The organism is Streptomyces sp. NPDC056347 (genome assembly GCF_042262625.1).
GTDB lineage: Bacteria > Actinomycetota > Actinomycetes > Streptomycetales > Streptomycetaceae > Streptomyces.
Genome location: NZ_JBHJQP010000068.1, coordinates 20,231 through 37,638 on the forward strand (window position 1 = coordinate 20,231; position 17,408 = coordinate 37,638).

The 17,408-nt window shown below is 69.4% G+C and carries 13 protein-coding genes; 5 read left to right on the forward strand and 8 right to left on the reverse strand.

What is annotated here, in order from left to right; genetic code table 11:
- Positions 1-56: 56 nt before the first annotated feature.
- Positions 57-437 (reverse strand): ATP-binding protein, encoded by a 381-nt coding sequence (locus tag ACFCV8_RS17755; protein ID WP_376686275.1) that lies wholly within the window; start codon positions 435-437, stop codon positions 57-59.
- A 195-nt stretch (positions 438-632) separates the two neighbouring features.
- Here ACFCV8_RS17755 and ACFCV8_RS17760 point away from each other — a divergent pair, with 195 nt between their 5' ends.
- Positions 633-1,226 carry a DUF5753 domain-containing protein gene (locus ACFCV8_RS17760; RefSeq protein ID WP_376686276.1) on the forward strand — a complete coding sequence of 198 codons (594 nt, stop codon included), beginning with the start codon at positions 633-635 and terminating at the stop codon, positions 1,224-1,226.
- A 35-nt stretch (positions 1,227-1,261) separates the two neighbouring features.
- The gene (locus ACFCV8_RS17765) at positions 1,262-1,432 is read left to right on the forward strand and encodes a DUF397 domain-containing protein (protein ID WP_376686287.1); all 171 of its coding nucleotides are present in this window, start codon (positions 1,262-1,264) and stop codon (positions 1,430-1,432) included.
- A gap of 65 nt (positions 1,433-1,497) precedes the next feature.
- Here ACFCV8_RS17765 and pglX read toward each other — a convergent pair whose 3' ends face one another.
- The 5 genes from pglX to pglW all read right to left on the reverse strand — a co-directional run bounded on the left by pglX (position 1,498) and on the right by pglW (position 13,312).
- On the reverse strand, positions 1,498-5,334 hold the full coding sequence (gene pglX, locus ACFCV8_RS17770; protein ID WP_376686277.1) for a BREX-2 system adenine-specific DNA-methyltransferase PglX: 3,837 nt from the start codon (positions 5,332-5,334) through the stop codon (positions 1,498-1,500).
- Positions 5,335-5,440: 106 nt separating this feature from the next.
- Entirely contained in the window at positions 5,441-6,940 is a 1,500-nt protein-coding gene (locus ACFCV8_RS17775) for a hypothetical protein (RefSeq protein WP_376686278.1), read from the reverse strand.
- On the reverse strand, positions 6,937-8,343 hold the full coding sequence (locus tag ACFCV8_RS17780) for a KGGVGR-motif variant AAA ATPase (protein ID WP_376686279.1): 1,407 nt from the start codon (positions 8,341-8,343) through the stop codon (positions 6,937-6,939). Before ACFCV8_RS17780 ends, ACFCV8_RS17775 begins: the two co-directional genes overlap by 4 nt.
- Positions 8,340-8,849 carry a hypothetical protein gene (locus ACFCV8_RS17785; RefSeq protein ID WP_376686280.1) on the reverse strand — a complete coding sequence of 170 codons (510 nt, stop codon included), beginning with the start codon at positions 8,847-8,849 and terminating at the stop codon, positions 8,340-8,342. The genes ACFCV8_RS17780 and ACFCV8_RS17785 overlap by 4 nt, the downstream gene beginning before the upstream one ends.
- A gap of 41 nt (positions 8,850-8,890) precedes the next feature.
- Positions 8,891-13,312 (reverse strand): BREX system serine/threonine kinase PglW, encoded by a 4,422-nt coding sequence (pglW, locus tag ACFCV8_RS17790; protein WP_376686281.1) that lies wholly within the window; start codon positions 13,310-13,312, stop codon positions 8,891-8,893.
- 570 nt (positions 13,313-13,882) lie between these two features.
- Here pglW and ACFCV8_RS17795 point away from each other — a divergent pair.
- Positions 13,883-14,446 (forward strand): GNAT family N-acetyltransferase, encoded by a 564-nt coding sequence (locus tag ACFCV8_RS17795; protein WP_376686282.1) that lies wholly within the window; start codon positions 13,883-13,885, stop codon positions 14,444-14,446.
- A 279-nt stretch (positions 14,447-14,725) separates the two neighbouring features.
- On the opposite strand, the gene ACFCV8_RS17800 is transcribed toward ACFCV8_RS17795, so the two are convergent.
- A complete protein-coding gene (locus ACFCV8_RS17800; protein ID WP_376686283.1) occupies positions 14,726-14,989 on the reverse strand; it encodes a type II toxin-antitoxin system RelE/ParE family toxin in 264 nt (87 codons plus the stop codon).
- A 163-nt stretch (positions 14,990-15,152) separates the two neighbouring features.
- Here ACFCV8_RS17800 and ACFCV8_RS17805 point away from each other — a divergent pair, with 163 nt between their 5' ends.
- Positions 15,153-15,929 (forward strand): NAD-dependent epimerase/dehydratase family protein, encoded by a 777-nt coding sequence (locus ACFCV8_RS17805; protein ID WP_376686284.1) that lies wholly within the window; start codon positions 15,153-15,155, stop codon positions 15,927-15,929.
- Positions 15,930-16,277: 348 nt separating this feature from the next.
- Here the strand turns inward: ACFCV8_RS17805 and ACFCV8_RS17810 are convergent, their stop codons facing one another.
- Positions 16,278-16,943, reverse strand: a complete 666-nt coding sequence (locus ACFCV8_RS17810) for a hypothetical protein (protein WP_376686285.1) — start codon at positions 16,941-16,943, stop codon at positions 16,278-16,280.
- Positions 16,944-17,007: 64 nt separating this feature from the next.
- On the opposite strand from ACFCV8_RS17810, the gene ACFCV8_RS17815 reads away from it, so the two are divergent.
- Positions 17,008-17,325: a hypothetical protein gene (locus ACFCV8_RS17815; protein ID WP_376686286.1), complete on the forward strand. Its 318-nt coding sequence runs from the start codon at positions 17,008-17,010 to the stop codon at positions 17,323-17,325.
- Positions 17,326-17,408: the final 83 nt, after the last annotated feature.

Genomic DNA, 17,408 nt, shown 5'->3' on the forward strand with positions numbered 1-17,408 from the left:
TCGCGCAGCACCGCCCACACCGTCTTGCCGGGTGCACCCGGGCGGGCCGCCATCCCTCACATCTCGGCGAGCGCACAGACGATCACCAGGCCGCGGCCCGCCTCCTCGCCGTCCCCGGCTGCCCGGACGACCGGGGCGCGCTCGCCCCGCGTGTCACTGACCTCGATCCGCACCAGCCCGTCACTCCGGACCAGCCGCAGCAGCACATCCCGACCGGGCACCCGGCCGTGGGTGACGGCGTTCGCCGCGAGCTCGGCGACGACGAGGCTCACGCTGCTGTTGGTCTCAGACCCGTACGGGTGCCCCCAGGAGTGGAGGCAGTGCGAGGCGAGCCGGGCCCCGCGCGGGGTGGAGGCGAACCGGATCTCGAAGTCGCTGTCGGCGCAGCGTGTGGGGCCGGTGCCGGTGCCGGTGCCGGTGAGGGGCATTGGTGTCATGCGAAGAAAGTTGCGCGGGCGAAGAGAGGATGACCAGCATTTCCGGCGGTACGGGACGGAGCTGTAGGGGTGGGCGCCGCCGCTGTCGGGGACGTACCGCATCACCCGTGCGGGAGAAGACCGCACCTTCCGCCGCGGAGCAGGGCGGATACGCCTACGCCGAGGAAACTCACTGAACGTGAACGCGAATGAACCTTGCGCGACGCCGACGGGGCGAGGGGTGTGGACCTGGCGGATGGGACCGGCGCGGTGGACACGGCCGAGGCCGCCGAACTCCACATCTACGATGCCCTGCTGGTCAACGGACTGCTCCAGTGCGAGGAGCACGCCCGGGCGGTCTTCGAGATGTGGAGGCCTCTGCTCGAGGAGGCGACCGTTGAGCAGCGCCTCGCGGCACGACTGGCCAGGCAGACGATCTTCGTCCGAAGTCCTACCCCGCTGCTGAGTTTCGTCACTGAGGAGGCGGCGCTCAGGCGGCCGCTGGGCGGGCCGGCAGTGCTGCGGGCACAGTTTGAGCAAGTGCTGCTCATCGGACATCAGCGGAACGTCGAGATTCAGGTGATGCCCCTCGATCGTGACGAGCACGCCAGCCTCGCCGGAGCTTTCACATTGCCCCTCACGAAGAGCCGACGCGGGATGGCCTACGTAGAGGCGCAGAGCCAGAGCGTGGTGCGCTCGGACCCGGCCAAGGTGCAGAACCTCGAAGCCACGTACGGCATCCTGCCTGCCCAGGCGCTGACTCCGAAGGAGTCTCTGGGCTGGATCGCGTGGCTCTTGGGGGAGTTGTGACAGTGAACAGCGGACGGCCGGCAGAACTGGCCTGGGTGAAGAGCAGCCACAGAGCCGGAGACGGCGGCCAGTGTGTTGAGGTCGCCCCAACGGACGCGCTGGTCCACGTACGGGACTCCAGGCGGACCACGGGGCCGTTCCTCACGGTCGCACGCCCGCAGTGGACCGCGTTCCTGAGGATCGCGGCGGGCACGATTGAACTGTGAACATGTCTGAGGGGCGAGGACGATGAGTCCCCGCCCCTCAGACATGTGTCCGGGATCGGTCGGGCCTATGTGGCCGCAGTGCTGCCCCGCTTCTTCTCCGGGCGCCAAGCGGCGAGGTCGTCCGGGGACAGGTCCCGGCCGCGCAGGCCAGCGGTGAGGGCGGTGTTGAACTCCTTGGCCGGGTTGCCCTCCCACTCCGCGTCGTCCTCGTCGTGCCACTGCCTCACCCACGGCATGACCTCCGAGAGTCCGGCGAGCAGCGGAATGAAGCGAGGGTCCTCCCTGTGCCAACCATCCACGTTCAGGCGGTCGTTCAGGAGGTTGACCAGAGCCTCCGCCTGGTAGCGGTGATTCCAGCCGGCCCAGCCGATAAGCAGCGACGGGTCGTTGTCGGGAGAAACGCCGGGATACGAGACAAACCGCTCCTTCGGTACATCCAGCTTGCCCCGGTTCGACCAGTAGCTGTGCTTGAGGAAGTCCGCGGACGTGTACTTCGGAGGGGCCTTGATGTCACGCCGCTCGCCCTTCTTATCCTCCTTGCGCTGCTCGTCCCAGACATGCTCCCACTGGGCGCGCTTGCGTAGCCCGGACTCCTTGTAACGAAGCGCGGCGAGGTAGGGCACGTGCTCGGGCTCGATCACGGCGGCCAGAACGGTGGACAGCGGGACATCCTGCTTGTCGAGGTGCCGCTCCGCGTAGAGCTTGGCGACGTCCTGGACTGCCTGGTCGTGGCGGAGGGTGTCTGCGAGCTGGTAGATCGTGAGCGGGAGGGGCGAGTCGATGCCGTCCCGCTCCTCGAACCACAGCTCTTCACGCTCCATGGCATCCAGCAGCCAGGAGCGCAGGGCTGCGGCCTCTCTGTCTTTCCAGGGCTTGGTGGACCAGCGGCGCTTGTACTCGGGCCGTTCGATCAGGCGGATGTCCTTGTTGCTTGCGATGACATCGAGCCGCGCCTGAACGATCTCGCGGTAGGAATCGGGCCATTCGGGCGAGGACGGGATCTCGGTGACCGGCTCGGACCCATGCCGGTCGAACCACGCCGTGTCGGCACCGCTGCGGGCCAGCGCGATCTCGAACGCGCGCTGCCCGAGGGCGAGCTCGGGCACGTCGGCGTCGGTGAGGTCGGCCGGGTCACCGGGGAGGGTGGTACGCGCAACTTCGGCAGCGGTGAGCAGCCCGTACAGCCCGTACACGGTCCAGTCCAGCTCTTCCTGGAGCAGGATCATTCGGGCCCGGATTCGCTCTTGGGCAGCCTTGGCGGCCTCAAGGGCTTCGAGGGTGGGCGGCGTGGTGGAGGCGCCAGTCAGTGCGGTGGGCTCGTGTTCTGCCAGTTTCTGGGCGAGGGCGTCGAGTTGAAGGGCTAGGGACAGGGGGAGTTCGGCGGGGAGGGGAAGCTCCTGGAGCTTGGTGCCGGTGAACTCGTACCGGTCGATCCATGCCTCCGGAGTCCAGCGGTTGCCTCCGCCGCTGTTGTTGTCGGCTCCTCCCTTGGCCTGGCTGATCTGCTTCAACCAGAAGCAAGCCGTCGACGAATTCAGCACCCCAAGTAGCTCCAGGTGCTGCTCCTCACTGGCGCCCTCGGGCAATTTGATCACCGGCGCGGAACGGTTGAACACCTTTCCGCCCCGGTCCAGTACGAAGTGGTTGTGCGTGGCGACGAACGCGAAGGAGATCGTCCAATCATGTGCTCCGTCGTCTTTAGGAAGCTGGTGCCACTCGTACCAAGGACGCCCATCTGTGAAGTAGGTTCCCCTGCTGAACGTGGCGCGATTGCCCAGTTCGGTACGGTTTGGCCACATCCACGTCAGGGCATTGGTGAGTTGCGCCTCCGCAAGTAGCGTGTGTGCGGAGGTGTAGGGAAAGAAGACGGATCGACCCTGTTGCGGCGTCCAATCGCGGAGTTCGTCACCAACAACGAAACGGCGCATGTGGCTGTCCGGAATGCAGGCGCGCTTGAAGACGCGTTGTGGCGCAGTCATGGCATCGTCCGAGCCGAGGATGCCGAAGACTCCGACGCGGAACACGCGAGAATCGAGCCGAAGGGCTGCGGCGTTCTCGATTTTCCGGAAGGATTCGCCAGCCCCACCTCCGCTCAGCGACCAGGGGTGCGCGGCAAACCTCTGTCGCTCGACATCCTCAACCGTCACCCACTCGTCAAGCCCAACCCCCGGCCTATGCCACTGCGACACGATGGCCTGCCATACCTTCCCCTGAGCCTCCAGCCCCTTCGGTGGCTGTCCCGGCTCCCCTCGAACCCCCAGCACCGCCCTCACAGGCAGTGCCTGCCGAGGCCCCTGGTTTCGCCCTGCCAGAATCACCGTCGGCGTGCCGTGCCCCGGGATGAACGCCCCTGAAGTGTCCAGCACATGCGTGAGCTCGACGCCGGGGAAGTCCCGTCGGCGCCGGGTCTGGGGGTCTTTGTACGGGCCTCCGTTGAAGAACGACTCGATCAGCGTCGCCCCGAATTCCCGCTTCATAAAGGAGTTCGCCGTGATCTGCCCGGTGAAGCCGCCGTTCCGCTGGTCACCGCCCGCGCGCACCGCCAACTCGAAGATGCGCTGGGCGAACGGCACCGTCAGTGCGTACTTCCCGGAGCACGCCCAGTAGATCTTCCGGTACGTCTCGTTCTCGGCCTTGTCCTTGACCGTGATGTACGGCGGGTTCGCCACGACCACGTGGTAAGAGCCGCGCCCCAGGAGGTCCACCTCCTTCACGTACTCCGCGACATCCTCCGTGCGGTACGTGAACGCATTGCCCCGCTCGATGTCGTCGAACGTCGGGTCGGTCTCGCGGCCGGCGTCCCGGCCGTGCAGCAGGGAGTCGGCGACGGCGATGCGGATCGGCATGCGCGGTGCCGCGGAGAGCCGGCCGACCCTGCATTCCTTGAGCATCTCGACGAGCAGCCGGAAGCGGGCGATGGAGACGGCGAAGGGGTTCTTGTCGGCGCCGTGGACGGACTCCAGGGCGCGGCGCACCAGCGTCCAGTTCTCCGTGCCCGGCGCGGCTTCACGCCAGGCCGCCAGGATCCGGCGGAACAGGCCGAGGAGGAAGTGCCCCGATCCGCAGGCGGGGTCGATGCAGCGCAGACCGCGGACGACCTTGGTGAGCTTGCCGTTCCCGTCGATCTCCTCGGCCGTCTCGCCCCTCCAGCCCTCGGGGACGTGCTTCCACGCCGGGTCCAGGCTGAACTCCTCCAGGGCCGGGTCCAGGGTGAGGTCGAGGATGAACTCCTCCACGAACCCCGGAGTCTGGAGCAGCGCGTACGTCTTTCGGGCGTGCTCGGACAGGTCCTGGTAGAGATCACCGAGGAAGCGGGTGTTGAGCTCCGGATCGGTGAAGTCGTGGCGGATGCGGCCGTCGGCGCCGCGCTCGCGCCAGAAGGAGAGCAGGCGGGAGGCGGCGCTGTAGGACGGGTCGAGTTCCCACAGCGGGTTGTGCGCCGGATCGAAAAGACCCTCGGTGATCTCGTGCTCGCGGCCGAGCGCGCGGAAGGTCTCCTTGAGCCAGTCGCGGTCGTTCAGCTTGGGGTGCAGCCGGAAGAAATCGTCGTGGTTGTCCTGTGCCTCGGCCAGCCGCTCACCGGGGCCGGACAGGCGGGCCTCGGCGACCAGGCCGTTGTCCTCGCAGAAGCGGACGAAGACGCAGCCGAGGACCCAGGCGGCGGCGATCTGCACCACCCGCTCCTCCAGCCACGACTGCTCCGGCACCTCGGTGCGGCCTTGGCTGACGGCGCGCTCGTACTCCGCCTTCAGCGCTGCGGCCTGCTCGCTGTCACCGTGCGCGCGCTCGCGCAGGTCCTCCTCAAGAAGCGCGACCTGCTTCTGGAGGTCCTTGAGCAGCACGGCATGGTCCAGAGGCGTGGCCTTCGCTTCGTCGGCCGTACGGGCATCCTGGGAGGGCACCGGGGGTGTTCCTTCGATTCGGGTTGCGGTGCGTGCTCTCGCACCAGTCGATCCATCCTGCCAGGCCGGAGGCCCAAATGGGTCCACAGGGCCCGCAGGCATCGTCCTACCCCTTGGCGACCGCAATCCCGCCGAGGCGGCCCAGGCCGAAAGCGAGGCGGTAGATGTCGGGCAGGTCGAGCAGCGAGTACAGGTCAAGCGTCTCAGTCTTCGTCCGAGGCCTGTGACGCAGGACACCCAGGGCCCTCAGTTCCTGGACCAGGCGCTCCAGGTTGTCGGGGTCGCGCGGCCCGGTGCGGACCAGCTCCGGGCTGTCGGCCTGGGCGTAGCGAGATGTCTCCTCCCGGAGAAGCCGCGGAAGGTCGCGGTCCTCCCAGATCCGGATGATCTCCCTCATGGAGATCGGAACTTGGCAGCCCTTGAGCGGCGCTATGGCAAGTGCCACCCACGGGGTGTCCTCGACGATCTGGTCGACCCGGACCTTGGACGCCTCGCGGACACCGTCCCGGAGTGCGTCGTAGTGGAGCGCCCTGTCGTGGGAAGGGCGGGTGGTCCGCGTGGTCTCGGCGGCCGCGCTGAGCGCTTTGAGGAAGGTTCGCGGGCTGATCCGGTTGTTGCTGTCCATCAGGTGGTTCGGCAGCCAGGCGTAGGGGCGGCCTTGGCGCACGTTGGTCCCCATGAACTCGCCGGCGATCCGCTCGAACAGCGGTCGCTGCGTTTCCTCGTCGTTGCGCAGCGAGGGCGGAGCCATGTACCGCACCTGCGTAGCCGACTCGAAGCCCTTCCAGCCGCCGGTGAAGCGGCGGAATCGCTCGGCTGCCTCGTCGTCCTCGTTGGCCAGGTGGTGGAAGAGGAGCCCGTACAGGTCGGTGCGGGTCCACTCCAGGCGGGCTGCGTTCCCCGACAGCTTCGACGCATCGGGGAAGAGCTGCTTGGCCGCGTCGAGCATGTCGGGGCGCAGGAACACCTTGAGACGGATGTTGCGGGTGCCGAACCGCATCCGCAGGGCCAGGCGGAGCAGCTCGGCGATCAGCCCGTTGCGGGTGTCCCAGTCGGTGTGCAGGTGCTCCAGGCCGTCGAAGACCAGCAGGCGCACGATGTTCTCCGCGGCGGCCTCCGAGTCCACTCGCGCGATCGTGGCCTCGGCGGAGTCGGGGTTGGTGCGCACCCACAGCACGCGCTCGGCCCAGTTCCCGGTCGCCCGCAGCTCCGGCTGCCCGAGGGCGCTGAGCAGGATGGCGTGCCAGATCTCTGCTGGTAGTGCGCCGCCCGTGAGGAGCGAGGGCAGAACGAGCGGCCCCGGGTAGTCGGGCACGAGGTCCATGCCGAAGCCTGGTGAGACCTTCAGCCGGTTCAGCCGGTTGATGCGGTACTCGACAGCCGCAGCCTCGCGCAATTCCGAGTTGAGCAGGGAGCGTGCCCAGAAGGTCTTGCCGACGCCCCGGTCGCCCTGCACCACGGTGCTGTCGACGTACAGCGCGGTGCGGTGCGCATCCGGCATGTACAAGGTGTGCGCGGCGGGTGGCCGGGTGTCCGCGTCCACGGTGCCCTCAAGCGCGCGCGACAGGAGGTCGCGGAACTCGCCAGGAGTCAGCGGCTCGGTCATGCGCGGTCGTCCTCGGGCTCGGCCGACTCGGCGTCGGTTCTCTCGACCGCCCCCGCCCGGATCAGCGGGACGGCCGTCTCCAGGAAGTCACGGTACGCGGCCTCCACGAAGGCGCGGTCCTGCCAGTGCGGGGAGTCCGGCACGTTCATCCCGACCAGACCCGGTTCGAACAGGATCGGGATCGCGTAGTGCGGTGCGGATTCGTCCGTCAGTTCCCAGGCGCCGTACCCGGGGTTGGCGACCTTGTCCGCTGCCAGCGACTTGTACAGGAGGCTGAACGTGTTGTAGGCGTTCAGCCGGAACGACTCGAGGTGGGTGTCCTTGGAGTAGTGCGCGGAGTCCGGCACCATCGACGCCACCATGCGCAGCTTCCTGCGGATCGCCGGGGCCTGTCCGGAGGCGGCCCACGCCTCGAAGAGGTCCCGGTAGCCCGACCAGGTCTGCTCGTTGTCCGCGCCGAACAGCAGCGCGTAGTCGCACAGGTGGGAGATGGTCACGGCCGCCACGTCGTGGATGCCGGCCCGGCTGTCGAGCAGCACCACATCAGGTGGGAACCCGCCTTCGCTCCGCTCCACCGCTTCCTCGCAGGCACGGACCGTGGCGGCCAGGCGGTCGGCGAAGCGGTCGCCCGCCGCATCGGCGTACACCCGGTTCAGCTTGTCCACGTATGCGTAGGGGACGCCCTCGGTGCCCGCGCCGCGTGCCGGGGCGATCCACAGCTCGCCCCGGTTGCTTGGGTTGTACCCGGACCGGGTCACGATCTCCAGGCCGTCCGCGTTGCCGAGCGCCGACTCCACCAGATGGTCCACCACGCCGTGCTTGCCAAGAGTGCCGCCCGCGAGCAGCAGCGGGCCCACACCGGGCGACTCCAGGTCGAGGTCGACGACCAGCACGACCAGACCCTGGTCGGCCAGCTTCCGCGCGAGCACCGCGGTCGCCGTCGTACGGCCCACGCCGCCCTTGAACCCGTACAGAGCCGTACGGCGGGGGCGCTGCGCGCCGTCCTCGTCCGTGGCGGGCGGAGTGGAGACGTGGGACCACTCCTCGCCGACGACCGTGTTGTCGAGGAAGCGGACTGTGCCCACCCCGTCGGCGGCCGCCTTGACCACCCGGGTCCGGGGCGAGGCCGTCAGCGAGGCCGGCAGCCGCAGGACCGAGGCCAGGACAAGCGGACGCTCCCCGCAGTAGCGGCCCAGCCGGCCCGTGAAGGCATCCTTCCAGCCGTCGGCCTGTTCGCCGCTCGCCGCGCGGCCTTCCCCACCGTCCTCCACCACCAGGGAAAACCTGCCGAGCACGTCCCTGACGAGGAGGACGTCGAAGCCTTCGGCGCTGATCTCGTCGGCGAGGGCGAAAGCGGCCGGCCCCGCCGTGTCGAAGCGGATCGGTTCGTCGTAGAAGGTCATGACAGCTTTCCGGTGAATTGGACGTGCAGATGCAGCTCGTGGGCGAGGGCCGCCGCCTCCTGGCGGCGGGACAGGAGTGGCTGGGCGAGGTGCGTTCCGTCGGCGTAACGGTCATCGACGCGCCACTCCTCGAAGTCGTCGGAGACCCTGGTCAGCGCTTCTTGGAGATCGGGGCCTGGGCGTCCGCTGAGCAGCAGAGGGAGCGCATCGCGGATTTCGTTGATGTGCCCCAGGGGCTGGCGCTTCTTGTTCGGGTTCGAGGCGTTGGGGTCGTCCCACCAGAGCCGGTCACTGTCGGAGCCTCCTCTGCCCCGCATGGATACCCCATCGGATCCACCGAACCGCAGCAGCAGAGCCTTCATCAGGCACTCCACCGCAAGCCCGAACAAGTGGTCCGCGTTCAGCAGCCGGCCGTCGCCGTGCAGGAAGGAAGCGTCCTCGTAATGTCGGTCCCCCGCGCAGGCGTAATCCGTCTGGGCATTCTTCTGTTCCGTGTCGTCCCCCACGACGCAGATCCTATGACCTTGCGCCGCCACGGCGGCAGGCTTCAGCCTGTTGGCAGCAGGCCCTGCAACACCTTCATGAACAGCCCTTCCAGCACCACCCATTCACTCACCCGGTCCACCACGTCCACGGTGCGGCCGTCCAGCGCCGGAGTGGCCTGCGGGTCGTCCATGGGGACCAGCAGCCACAGTCCGTGCGGCACCGCGGCCGGGCGGCGGGCCGCCTCCTGGAGGGACACCAGCAGTTCACGGCCCCCCACGTCCCAGTACCGGGACACCAGGGAGGCCCGGTGCGCGAGGAGCACCGTCCGCGGGCCCGACCGTTCGGCGAGCGCCGTGCAGCGGGCGGCGACCCGCTCCGCCGCGAGCCGGGTGTACGACGCCAGCGCCGGTCCGATCCTGCCGGTCTCGGTGAACTTGGCGTCCGCCTTCAGCAGCGCCCCCCACCGCACCTGCTGCTCTTCGGCCAAGGCCCGCAGGGCGGCCAGGAAGAGCTCGTCCACGTCGACCGGCACCACGTCGAAGCGGGAAGCGAGGCGCTCGGCCGTACCGGGCAGCTGCGTGGCCCGGACGGTCATGGCGAGGAAGCCGCCTCGGCGTACGGCCTCCTGCAGCCTCAGCTCCATCACCCGCCGCGGGTCGCGCCCCTCCGCCAACTGGCCCTGAGCGGCTGCGTACAGCGTGCCCGTGCTGGTCAGCACCGAGCCGGAGAAGGTCGGACGGTTCTGCTCCGCACCCCGGGTGGGCGGGAAGAAGCGCTTGCGGTCGCGGTCGTATTCCAGCGGGAAGTGCGCCTTGGCCAGGGCCTCCTCCCACTCCACGTACGTGACGCCGATGAGCGCGGTCAGCCGGGGGAAGCGGGAGCGCACGCGGCTCAGCAGCTCGTCGGCGCCGATTCCGATGCCGGGGCGCACGCCGGCCGCGGCCTGCGAGATCCGCAGCGCCCGGTCCAGGCCCAGGCCCAGCGGGAACAGCTCGAAGCGCGGGGTGACGCCGATACTGCCCGCCATAGCGGCGGACAGCGTCAGCAGCCGGGTGTCGGCGAGTGGGGCCATCCCCTCCGGGGCGGGCACTGTGCGCAGCTCCCGCAGCACGGAGCCGCCGCCGGGCAGCGGATCACGAGCCGCCACGTCCTCAGCGGTACGGCCGAGGAGCGTCGCGTACTCGGCCAGCTCCACCGGCGTCGGGTCGTCGCTGCCGGGCTGGTCCACCAGGGCCAGCAGCACGGTGCTCCCGCGCCGCAGGACAGCGAGCCGGGAGGCGCCCTCCTCGTCGTTCCCGTCGTCGGCGGCGTCGTCGCGCCGGATCTCCACCTCGACGGCTGCACGTACGACGGCCAGCGCGTGGGTCTGCAGGTCGGCCCGGTCCTCCGCGCCCTCCTTGTCCTGCGGTGTGTGCCGCACCCGCAGTTCGGTGGCGAGTTCCGCGGCCGTCATCATCCTGCCCTGCTCGGACAGTATGGTGACCAGCTCGTCGCGGATGGTCCCCAGCCAGTCGAGCGCCGCCCACCGCTCGGTCGCGGCAGTGAGGTTTCCGGACACGGTCGGCTGGCTGACACCGAGCGCGACGGCGATCGCTGACTGGGCGGGCCACGCGGGCAGCTCGCCGGTCTGTCCGGCGCCCGGCAGCCCCAGGGCCGCAAGGACGATGTCGCGGCGGGGACGTGTGCGGGGGCCGCCCGCGGCCGGGACCAGCCGGGCCGCGAGCGTCTCCACGGACTCCAGGGGCTCGACGGGGGCGTCGGACGACACCCGCACGGGCTTCTTCGCCGTGGCACGCTTGCGGAGGGCCTGCGTCCACTGGCGGTGGCGCCGGTTGAGCTCCTTGCGGATCACGTTGCCCGCGCCGCGCGCGCGGGAGATCGTGTGTGGCGGGACGTCCAGCAGCCGGCCCACCGTCTCGGCACCCAGGCCAGCCGCCACCGACACCGCGCGCGGCGACAGCCCTGCGGCATGCAGGGGTGTCGTGAGCTCGGCGGCGGCGGCGGCCTGCTCGCGGGCGTCCTCCACGTCCGCTGCCTGCGTGTCGACCGTCGCGGGCGTCGTGGGCGGGCGTGCCGAATCCGCGCGGCGGAACAGCTCGCGCCAGGCCTCCTGCATGTCGTGGAGGCTGTCGAAGCGCTGCTCCACGTCACGGTGCAGGGCCTTGCCGAGGAACGCGGTGAGCCCGTCCGCCAGCGCGGGCTCGAACAGCTCGCGGGCCACGTACAGCTCCGCCTCGGGGACGGTCCGCGGATCGCTCTGGCTGTCGCCCCACACCGGCCGCTCGCCGGAGGCCATCTCGTGGAGTGTGACCGCCGCCGCATACCACTCGGCGTAGTCGTCGTAGCGGGCGCGGCGGCTGTCGCCCAGGAAGGGGTCGAGGTAGCCGCGGGTGCCGGCCTGGAGGTCCTGGTCGAGGGCGTCCGCCAGAGAGAAGTCGAACAGCATCAGCTGCCAGGAGCCGTCACTGCGCTTGAACAGGCCCAGATTGTCCGGCTTGATGTCGCGGTGGCGCACCCCCCGGGCGGCCAGGCTGTCCATCGCCTCGAAGAGGTCATTCCCGAACCGCTCCAGCTGGGCGTACCCCAGCCGCCCCTCGCCGCGCAGCCGGGAGCCGAGGCTCACCGCCTCGCGATCGTCCGCCGACCGGAACCCGCCCGCGTATTCGATCTCCAGAACGGTGTGCCCGCCCAGCTCACGCGGGGCGGCCAGCAGCTTCACGATGCGGTTGCCGCCCACCTCGCGCAGGGCCTTCGCCTCCGCGTAGAGCCGGCTGTCCTTCTCCCGGTCGAGCGCCACCTTGAAGACGCGCAGCGACGGGTCCGGCACCCCGTCCTCCGCACGGCGCACCAGTAGGGCGCGGGCGGTCGCGCCCGTCCCCAGGACCCGCACGACCTCCCACTCGGCGTCAAGACGGCTGCCAGCCTTGGCCGTGAGCGGGTCCGTCACCTCGACACTGCCGCGCCGGGCCGCGGCGTCCTCGGCCTCTGCCGCGTCGAGCAGCCGCAGGAACTCGTCCGCGGACGACAGCCTGTTCTGCACGTCGGAGGCGGTGGCCCGGAAGACCAGGTCGTCCAGGGCCGCCGAGACGCTGTCGGACACCGCGTACGGGTGCAGTCCGCCGTCCGCAGCGAGCCGGTCCACCAGGGGCCCCCGGGCATCCGCGGGGGGCTTGCCGGTCAGCAGCAGGTAGGAGAGCGCGCCGATGCCGAAGACATCGAGGTCCACCGGGTCGGCGAATTCCCTCGCGGTCTCCGGGGCCAGGTACACCTGGGCGATGTCGGCGACCAGCCCCGAGTCCAGCGGCGTCTGCCCGAGGGTGAGATGGGAGGTCGTGTCGAAGTCCCGGGCGGCGGTCTGCCAGTCGGCGATCCGCAGCACTGGCTCCGTGCCGTCCTCCTGTGTGGACACGTACACCGAGCGCGCCGACAGGGCCCGGTGGTACAGCGACCGGTTGTGGGCGTACCGGACGGCCTCGGCGAGCTGGCGCACCAGATCCAGGCGGACGACAGGCGCGAGCCGGTCGCCGTACGCGTTTAGGAACGCGTCGAGGCGCAGATCCGACTCGTGATGCCGGAATAGGATCGCCGGGCCGCCCTGGTGTTCACGGATCTGCACGGCCTGGACGATGCCGCGATGGTTGATGCCCTGGAGTACCTGGTACTCGCGCAGGGCGGCCCGGTCGACCCGGCCGCGCTGTTCCGCCGCCGCGGCCTGACCCGAGAGATAGATCCGGACCCGGCCGCTCTCCTTGACCAGGCCGTCGTCGCGCCGGGCCAGCCGGTCCTCCCAGCCGGGGCCGGCGTCCATTGCGCGCGGCTCGAGCTGCCAGTCGTCCCCGAATCGCAGGTGGCTGGTGGAGTGGCTGATCCCGATGCGCTTCATCAGCATTTCGAGCCGCTGGCTGTCCTGTGGGGTGACGCGCCAGCTCTCCCGCTCCGGCGGCAGCCCGAGCAGCCCGTCCCAGATGCCCGGCAGATGGCTGGTGCCGCCGTTGCGGCCGTACACTGACGCGCGCTGAAACTGGTCCAGCTCGCTCACCAGGTCGGGGTCATGCAGGAATACCGCTGGCTTGATGAAGGGGATCTTCGCCTCGGGAATCCCCGCTGCGTGCGCGGCCCGCTCCAGCTGCGCCTTCAGCTCTTTGGCCTTGAGGTCGGTGAGATAGAGCGGGTTGCGCAGTGTGCGGACCCGGTCACCATGGAACTGCCAGGTGTCCCCATGGTTCACCACCCGGCCCGGGTGCCCCTTGAGCTCCAGCAGATAGACACCGCCGGGTACGGCGATCAGCAGATCGCACTCGTTGACCCGGCCCGTGACACCGGTGAACCGGAACGTGGCCCACGCCCGGTACGGCTCGGCGTTCGGCATCAGCTGCCGGACGTGCTCAAGGCCCTCCTGCTCCCACCGGAAGCCGGACCGGCGCGGTTGGAACCAGTGCTCGCGACGCGCCGGGAGGCCGGGCTTGGCGGCGGTCGGCGTCACGGGAGTCCTCCGGATCGTGGGCAGTGTTGTGGCATGGCCAGCCTAGCGATGCCGAGCGTGGAGCCGGAGGCCCCTTCCGGAGGCTGCGCCCGGCCTGCGATAACAGGTCACGGCCTCGGAAGGAATGGCGGACAAGCTGGCGCAGTGCGCTGCACAGCCGTTGGGCCGTGATGCTTCGGTCCGTCTCTCTTGCAGGGCCGCCGCCGTCCCGATCGGCGGTAGTGCGTTTGTTCCCGGATGTCTGCGAGAAGGCGTTCAAGCCAACGGCCATTCGACGCGCAAGCCATACGGAGTGGATCTCCAGCTGCGTGGTGCTGGGACGAAACTCCCGTGCTGGGATTGTGCTGGGACGCCCACTGGAGAACCCGCGTTTTCGCAGGTGGGAGCCCTGCACTGCATATTCCGCTTCAACGTGTGAACCAGGTTCTGACCTGCAAGAATGCGACTCCGGGGTACTGTGCGACCGTGTAGTTCGGGCCCCGGCCGTAGCAGGTTTGCAGTGCAACGCTGAAGCGCCCCAGGAGTCTCCTGGGGCGCTTCACTTCTGACTTGCCACCACTCAAGGAAGCCATGACACACGCGAATCTCCACATCCGCGAAACCACCACCGAGGACCTCGACACCATCAAGGACGTCGTCACCCGCTCCTTCGGCTACGACAAGGAAGCCATGCTGGTGGCCGAACTGCTGGCCGATGAGACCGCCACTCCCGTGGTGTCCCTCCTCGCTTTCGACGGTGAGAGCCCGATCGGGCACGTCCTCTTCACTCGCGCGTACTTCGATGGGGCCGAGGAGTCGCCGATGATGCACATCCTCGCCCCGCTGGCGGTGATACCCGAGTGCCAGCGCCAGGGCGTAGGCGGGCAGCTGATCACCACCGGTCTTGAGAGGCTCAAGGAACTCGGCTCGCACGTGGCCTTCGTTCTGGGCCACCTGGAGTACTACCCGAAGTACGGTTTCGTGCCCGGTGCCGAGGCGCAGGGTTATCCGGCCCCGTACCCGATCCCGGCCGAGGTGGCCGACTACTGGATGATCCAGCGTCTGAGCGAGCAGAACATCGGGCACGGAAAGATCCGTTGCTGCGTGGAGCTGAACAAACCCCAGCATTGGCGCGACGAGGAATCCGACCGCTGAACGACCACTGGGTCCGTCCGGTTCCCGCTCTGAGGCGGGGGTGCGGCTGACTCTGTTGAAGCGAGTGGAAGCCGCTGACTGCGTCGAGGTAATGGGCGACGACCTCGAGTTCTTCGGGCAACCGTCTGAAGGGGTGTCACTCTCCACTCCTGAGGCCATTTCCTGGCTGGACTCGGCGGAGTTCCGCTTCAACGTGTAGCCGTGCGCTTACTTCATGTGAGGAGTTGGGTCAAACGTGCACGTCGGGTGCTGAATGTTCTGACGTGCGGTCGGCGGCGGTCAGGTGTCGTGAACGGCGGACCGGTGCCCCACGTGAACGGCCCGGACCACCAGTTCTCCGTTGTCGATCGTGTGGGCGACGCGGCAGTCGCCGACCCGTAGGCGCCGGCGATCCGGCTGGGACACGAGTGCGGTGGTGTTGAAGCCGGGCGGATCGCTTTCCAGCTCGGTCAGCTTGGCCAGGATGCGCAGCGCCGTCTCGCGCGGGATCTTCCGAAGCTCGGCCTGCGCCTCGGGGCGGAAGACGGTTCGGTACTCACTCACCGCGCGCCGGCGTCTCCCTCATGATGTCCTCGATCGGGATGCCGGGCGCGGGGCTTGATCAGCAGGCTGCCCTTGAATTCGAGGTGCCCGCGAACGGCTCGCGGAGTTCCGGATGCCGGTGGTGTGCGGCAGGGTGGTCGTCATGGGAACGGGACTTGGGACTGTGGCGATCACGGGTGCGGCCGGACGGATCGGATCGGTGGTGCGGGCGGGCCTGCGTGACGAGGTGGCGCGGCTGGTGCTCATCGATCGTGCCGGGCTCACGGCGCAGACGCCGACGGAGGACGTTCACCAGCTGGATCTGCGTGATGCCGAAGCGGTGACAGCGGTCCTGAAGGACGTGGACGCGGTGGTGCATCTGGGCGGGATCCCTGATGAGGCGCCATTGCCGGATCTGCTGGACGGGAACGTCCGAGGGACGCACAACGTGCTGGAGGGCGCGCGTCGGCAGGGGGTGCGGCGGGTCGTGCTGGCCAGCAGCAATCGGGTGAGCGGTTTCTATCCGGTCGCGGAGACCGTGACACCCGAGATGCCCGCGCGTCCGGACGGTCTTTACGGGGTCAGCAAGGTCGCGGTGGAAGCGCTCGGGCGCCTGTATGCGGACAAGTTCGGCCTGTCGGTAGTGTGCCTGCGGATCGGGAGCTTCGAGGACGCACCGAGCGAGCGACGGCATCTGTCCACGTGGCTGAGCCCCCGCGACGGCCTCGGCTTCGTCCGGACGGCTCTCACCGCTCCGGACGTGCGCTTCGAGACCGTCTATGCGGTCTCCGCCAACACCCGCCGTTTCTGGGACACCGATGCCGGGGCGGACTTGGGATACGTGCCCGTGGACGATGCCGAACCCTTCGCTTCGCGTCTTCCGGCGGGCCAGGATCCGGCCGAGAGCGATCCGCAGGGCGGCGAGTACGCCGGCGCGGAATACACCCTCCGGCATATGTGAAGGCCGGTTCGGCTGCTGTGGGCTGGGCGTGCCGGCCGCAGGATCCGGTTGCCGTCGTTCGGACCGCTGGGAGGCGGGTCACACGGTTTGCCGCGGCGGCGGTTTCACTGAGCTTGGCGTTCTCCGTTTCGAGGCGGGCGATCCGGGCTTCCCACAGGTCGGCGATCTCGTCGGCCTGATGCACGGTCCAAGCGGAGACAAGGTGCCGGAGGGGCCCAGGTGGTGCCGGCGAGCTCTGCCTGTGCTCCGGGTGGCAGGAGCCGACGGGAGTACCAGGAAGACCTGGGGGGATCAGCCGTCAGGTGGCACGGGCTCGGGATAGCCACGAGGCCCACATCGTGACCTCGGTCACTCGGAGGTGTCCTGATCCCGCAGGGCGGTGTCCGGGAGGGCGGCCGGGGCGAGGGCCCCGGCGACCGACGGGGTGAGGGGGAGTCCGGCGAGGACGTGGCGGACGGCTTCGAGGGGGACGGGGCGCTCGTAGTAGTCCGCGAAGTGGGACTGCACGGCCTCGGGGGAGCGGTCCGAGAGGAGGTGGAAGAGGTGACCGGCGCCGTCCGGGGACTCGTTGTCCGGGGGGAAGGCGATGGCGGAGCCGGTGCGCCAGGCGGTGTCGGTGGTCTCCCGCCAGATGCACGCGGTGACGTGCGGGGCGTCGATGGCCTCGTCCCAGAAGGCCGGCTCGTCCAGGAGCGGGCGCAGTGCGGCGGGTACGTCGTCGAGGACGCCCGGCCACACCCGCTCGTCGTCCCTCGCGTACGGGCTCATCGCGGACTCGTGGTCGAAGCCGCGTACGAGCACCCCGGCCGGGGTGAAGAGGACGGAGAACTCGTCGCCCGAGCCGTTCGACATCAGGGCCGCCTCCTCGCCGTGGCCCCAGTCGGCGTCGAAGGTGTAGCAGCAGTACTGGGGATCGTCGCCGATCGCGGCGTCCAGGACGGCCAGCGCGCGGAGGTGGGCGCGGAGTTCCGCGGGGTCGGGGAGGCGGGCGGCGATCTCGTGCACGGTGTTCATGGCGTCATGGAAGCAGCCGCCACTGACAGCGGGCGCGGGTGTCGCGGGTTGTTAGGGTCCGGGGATGACGCGGCTGAAGATCGAGATATCTGTTCCCGAGAGCCACGCGGAGGCCGTGATCGAGGCGCTCCACGGGGCCGGTGCGGGGCGGGTCGGGGCGTACGCGCGGTGTTCAAGTGTGTGGAAGGTGACCGGCAGTTGGCAGGCGCTGCCCGGTTCGCAGCCGTACGACGGCGAGGTGGGTGTCACGCAGCACGGCGAGGAGTGCCGGATCGAGTCGGTCTGTGACGTGGCGCAGGCCGCTGCCGTCCAGCGAGCCGTGCGTGCCGCGCATCCTTACGAGGAGGCGGTCATCCACTTTCTGCCTCTGTACGAGCCGTAGCCGCGTGGTCGTCGCGGCGGGCGGGTGCGGCCGTGCCGGGGCCTTCGCCGGAGCGCGTTGCGGCCGGGCGGCCCCCGCGAGGA

What these genes read in the sequence shown, in the direction of transcription:
- ACFCV8_RS17810 (WP_376686285.1), bottom strand. Translation starts at nt 16,943, where the DNA reads ATGAACACCGTGCACGAGATCGCCGCCCGCCTCCCCGACCCCGCGGAA.
- ACFCV8_RS17755 (WP_376686275.1), bottom strand. Translation starts at nt 437, where the DNA reads ATGACACCAATGCCCCTCACCGGCACCGGCACCGGCACCGGCCCCACA.
- ACFCV8_RS17780 (WP_376686279.1), bottom strand. Translation starts at nt 8,343, where the DNA reads ATGACCTTCTACGACGAACCGATCCGCTTCGACACGGCGGGGCCGGCC.
- ACFCV8_RS17775 (WP_376686278.1), bottom strand. Translation starts at nt 6,940, where the DNA reads ATGACCGAGCCGCTGACTCCTGGCGAGTTCCGCGACCTCCTGTCGCGC.
- ACFCV8_RS17795 (WP_376686282.1), top strand. Translation starts at nt 13,883, where the DNA reads ATGACACACGCGAATCTCCACATCCGCGAAACCACCACCGAGGACCTC.
- ACFCV8_RS17815 (WP_376686286.1), top strand. Translation starts at nt 17,008, where the DNA reads ATGACGCGGCTGAAGATCGAGATATCTGTTCCCGAGAGCCACGCGGAG.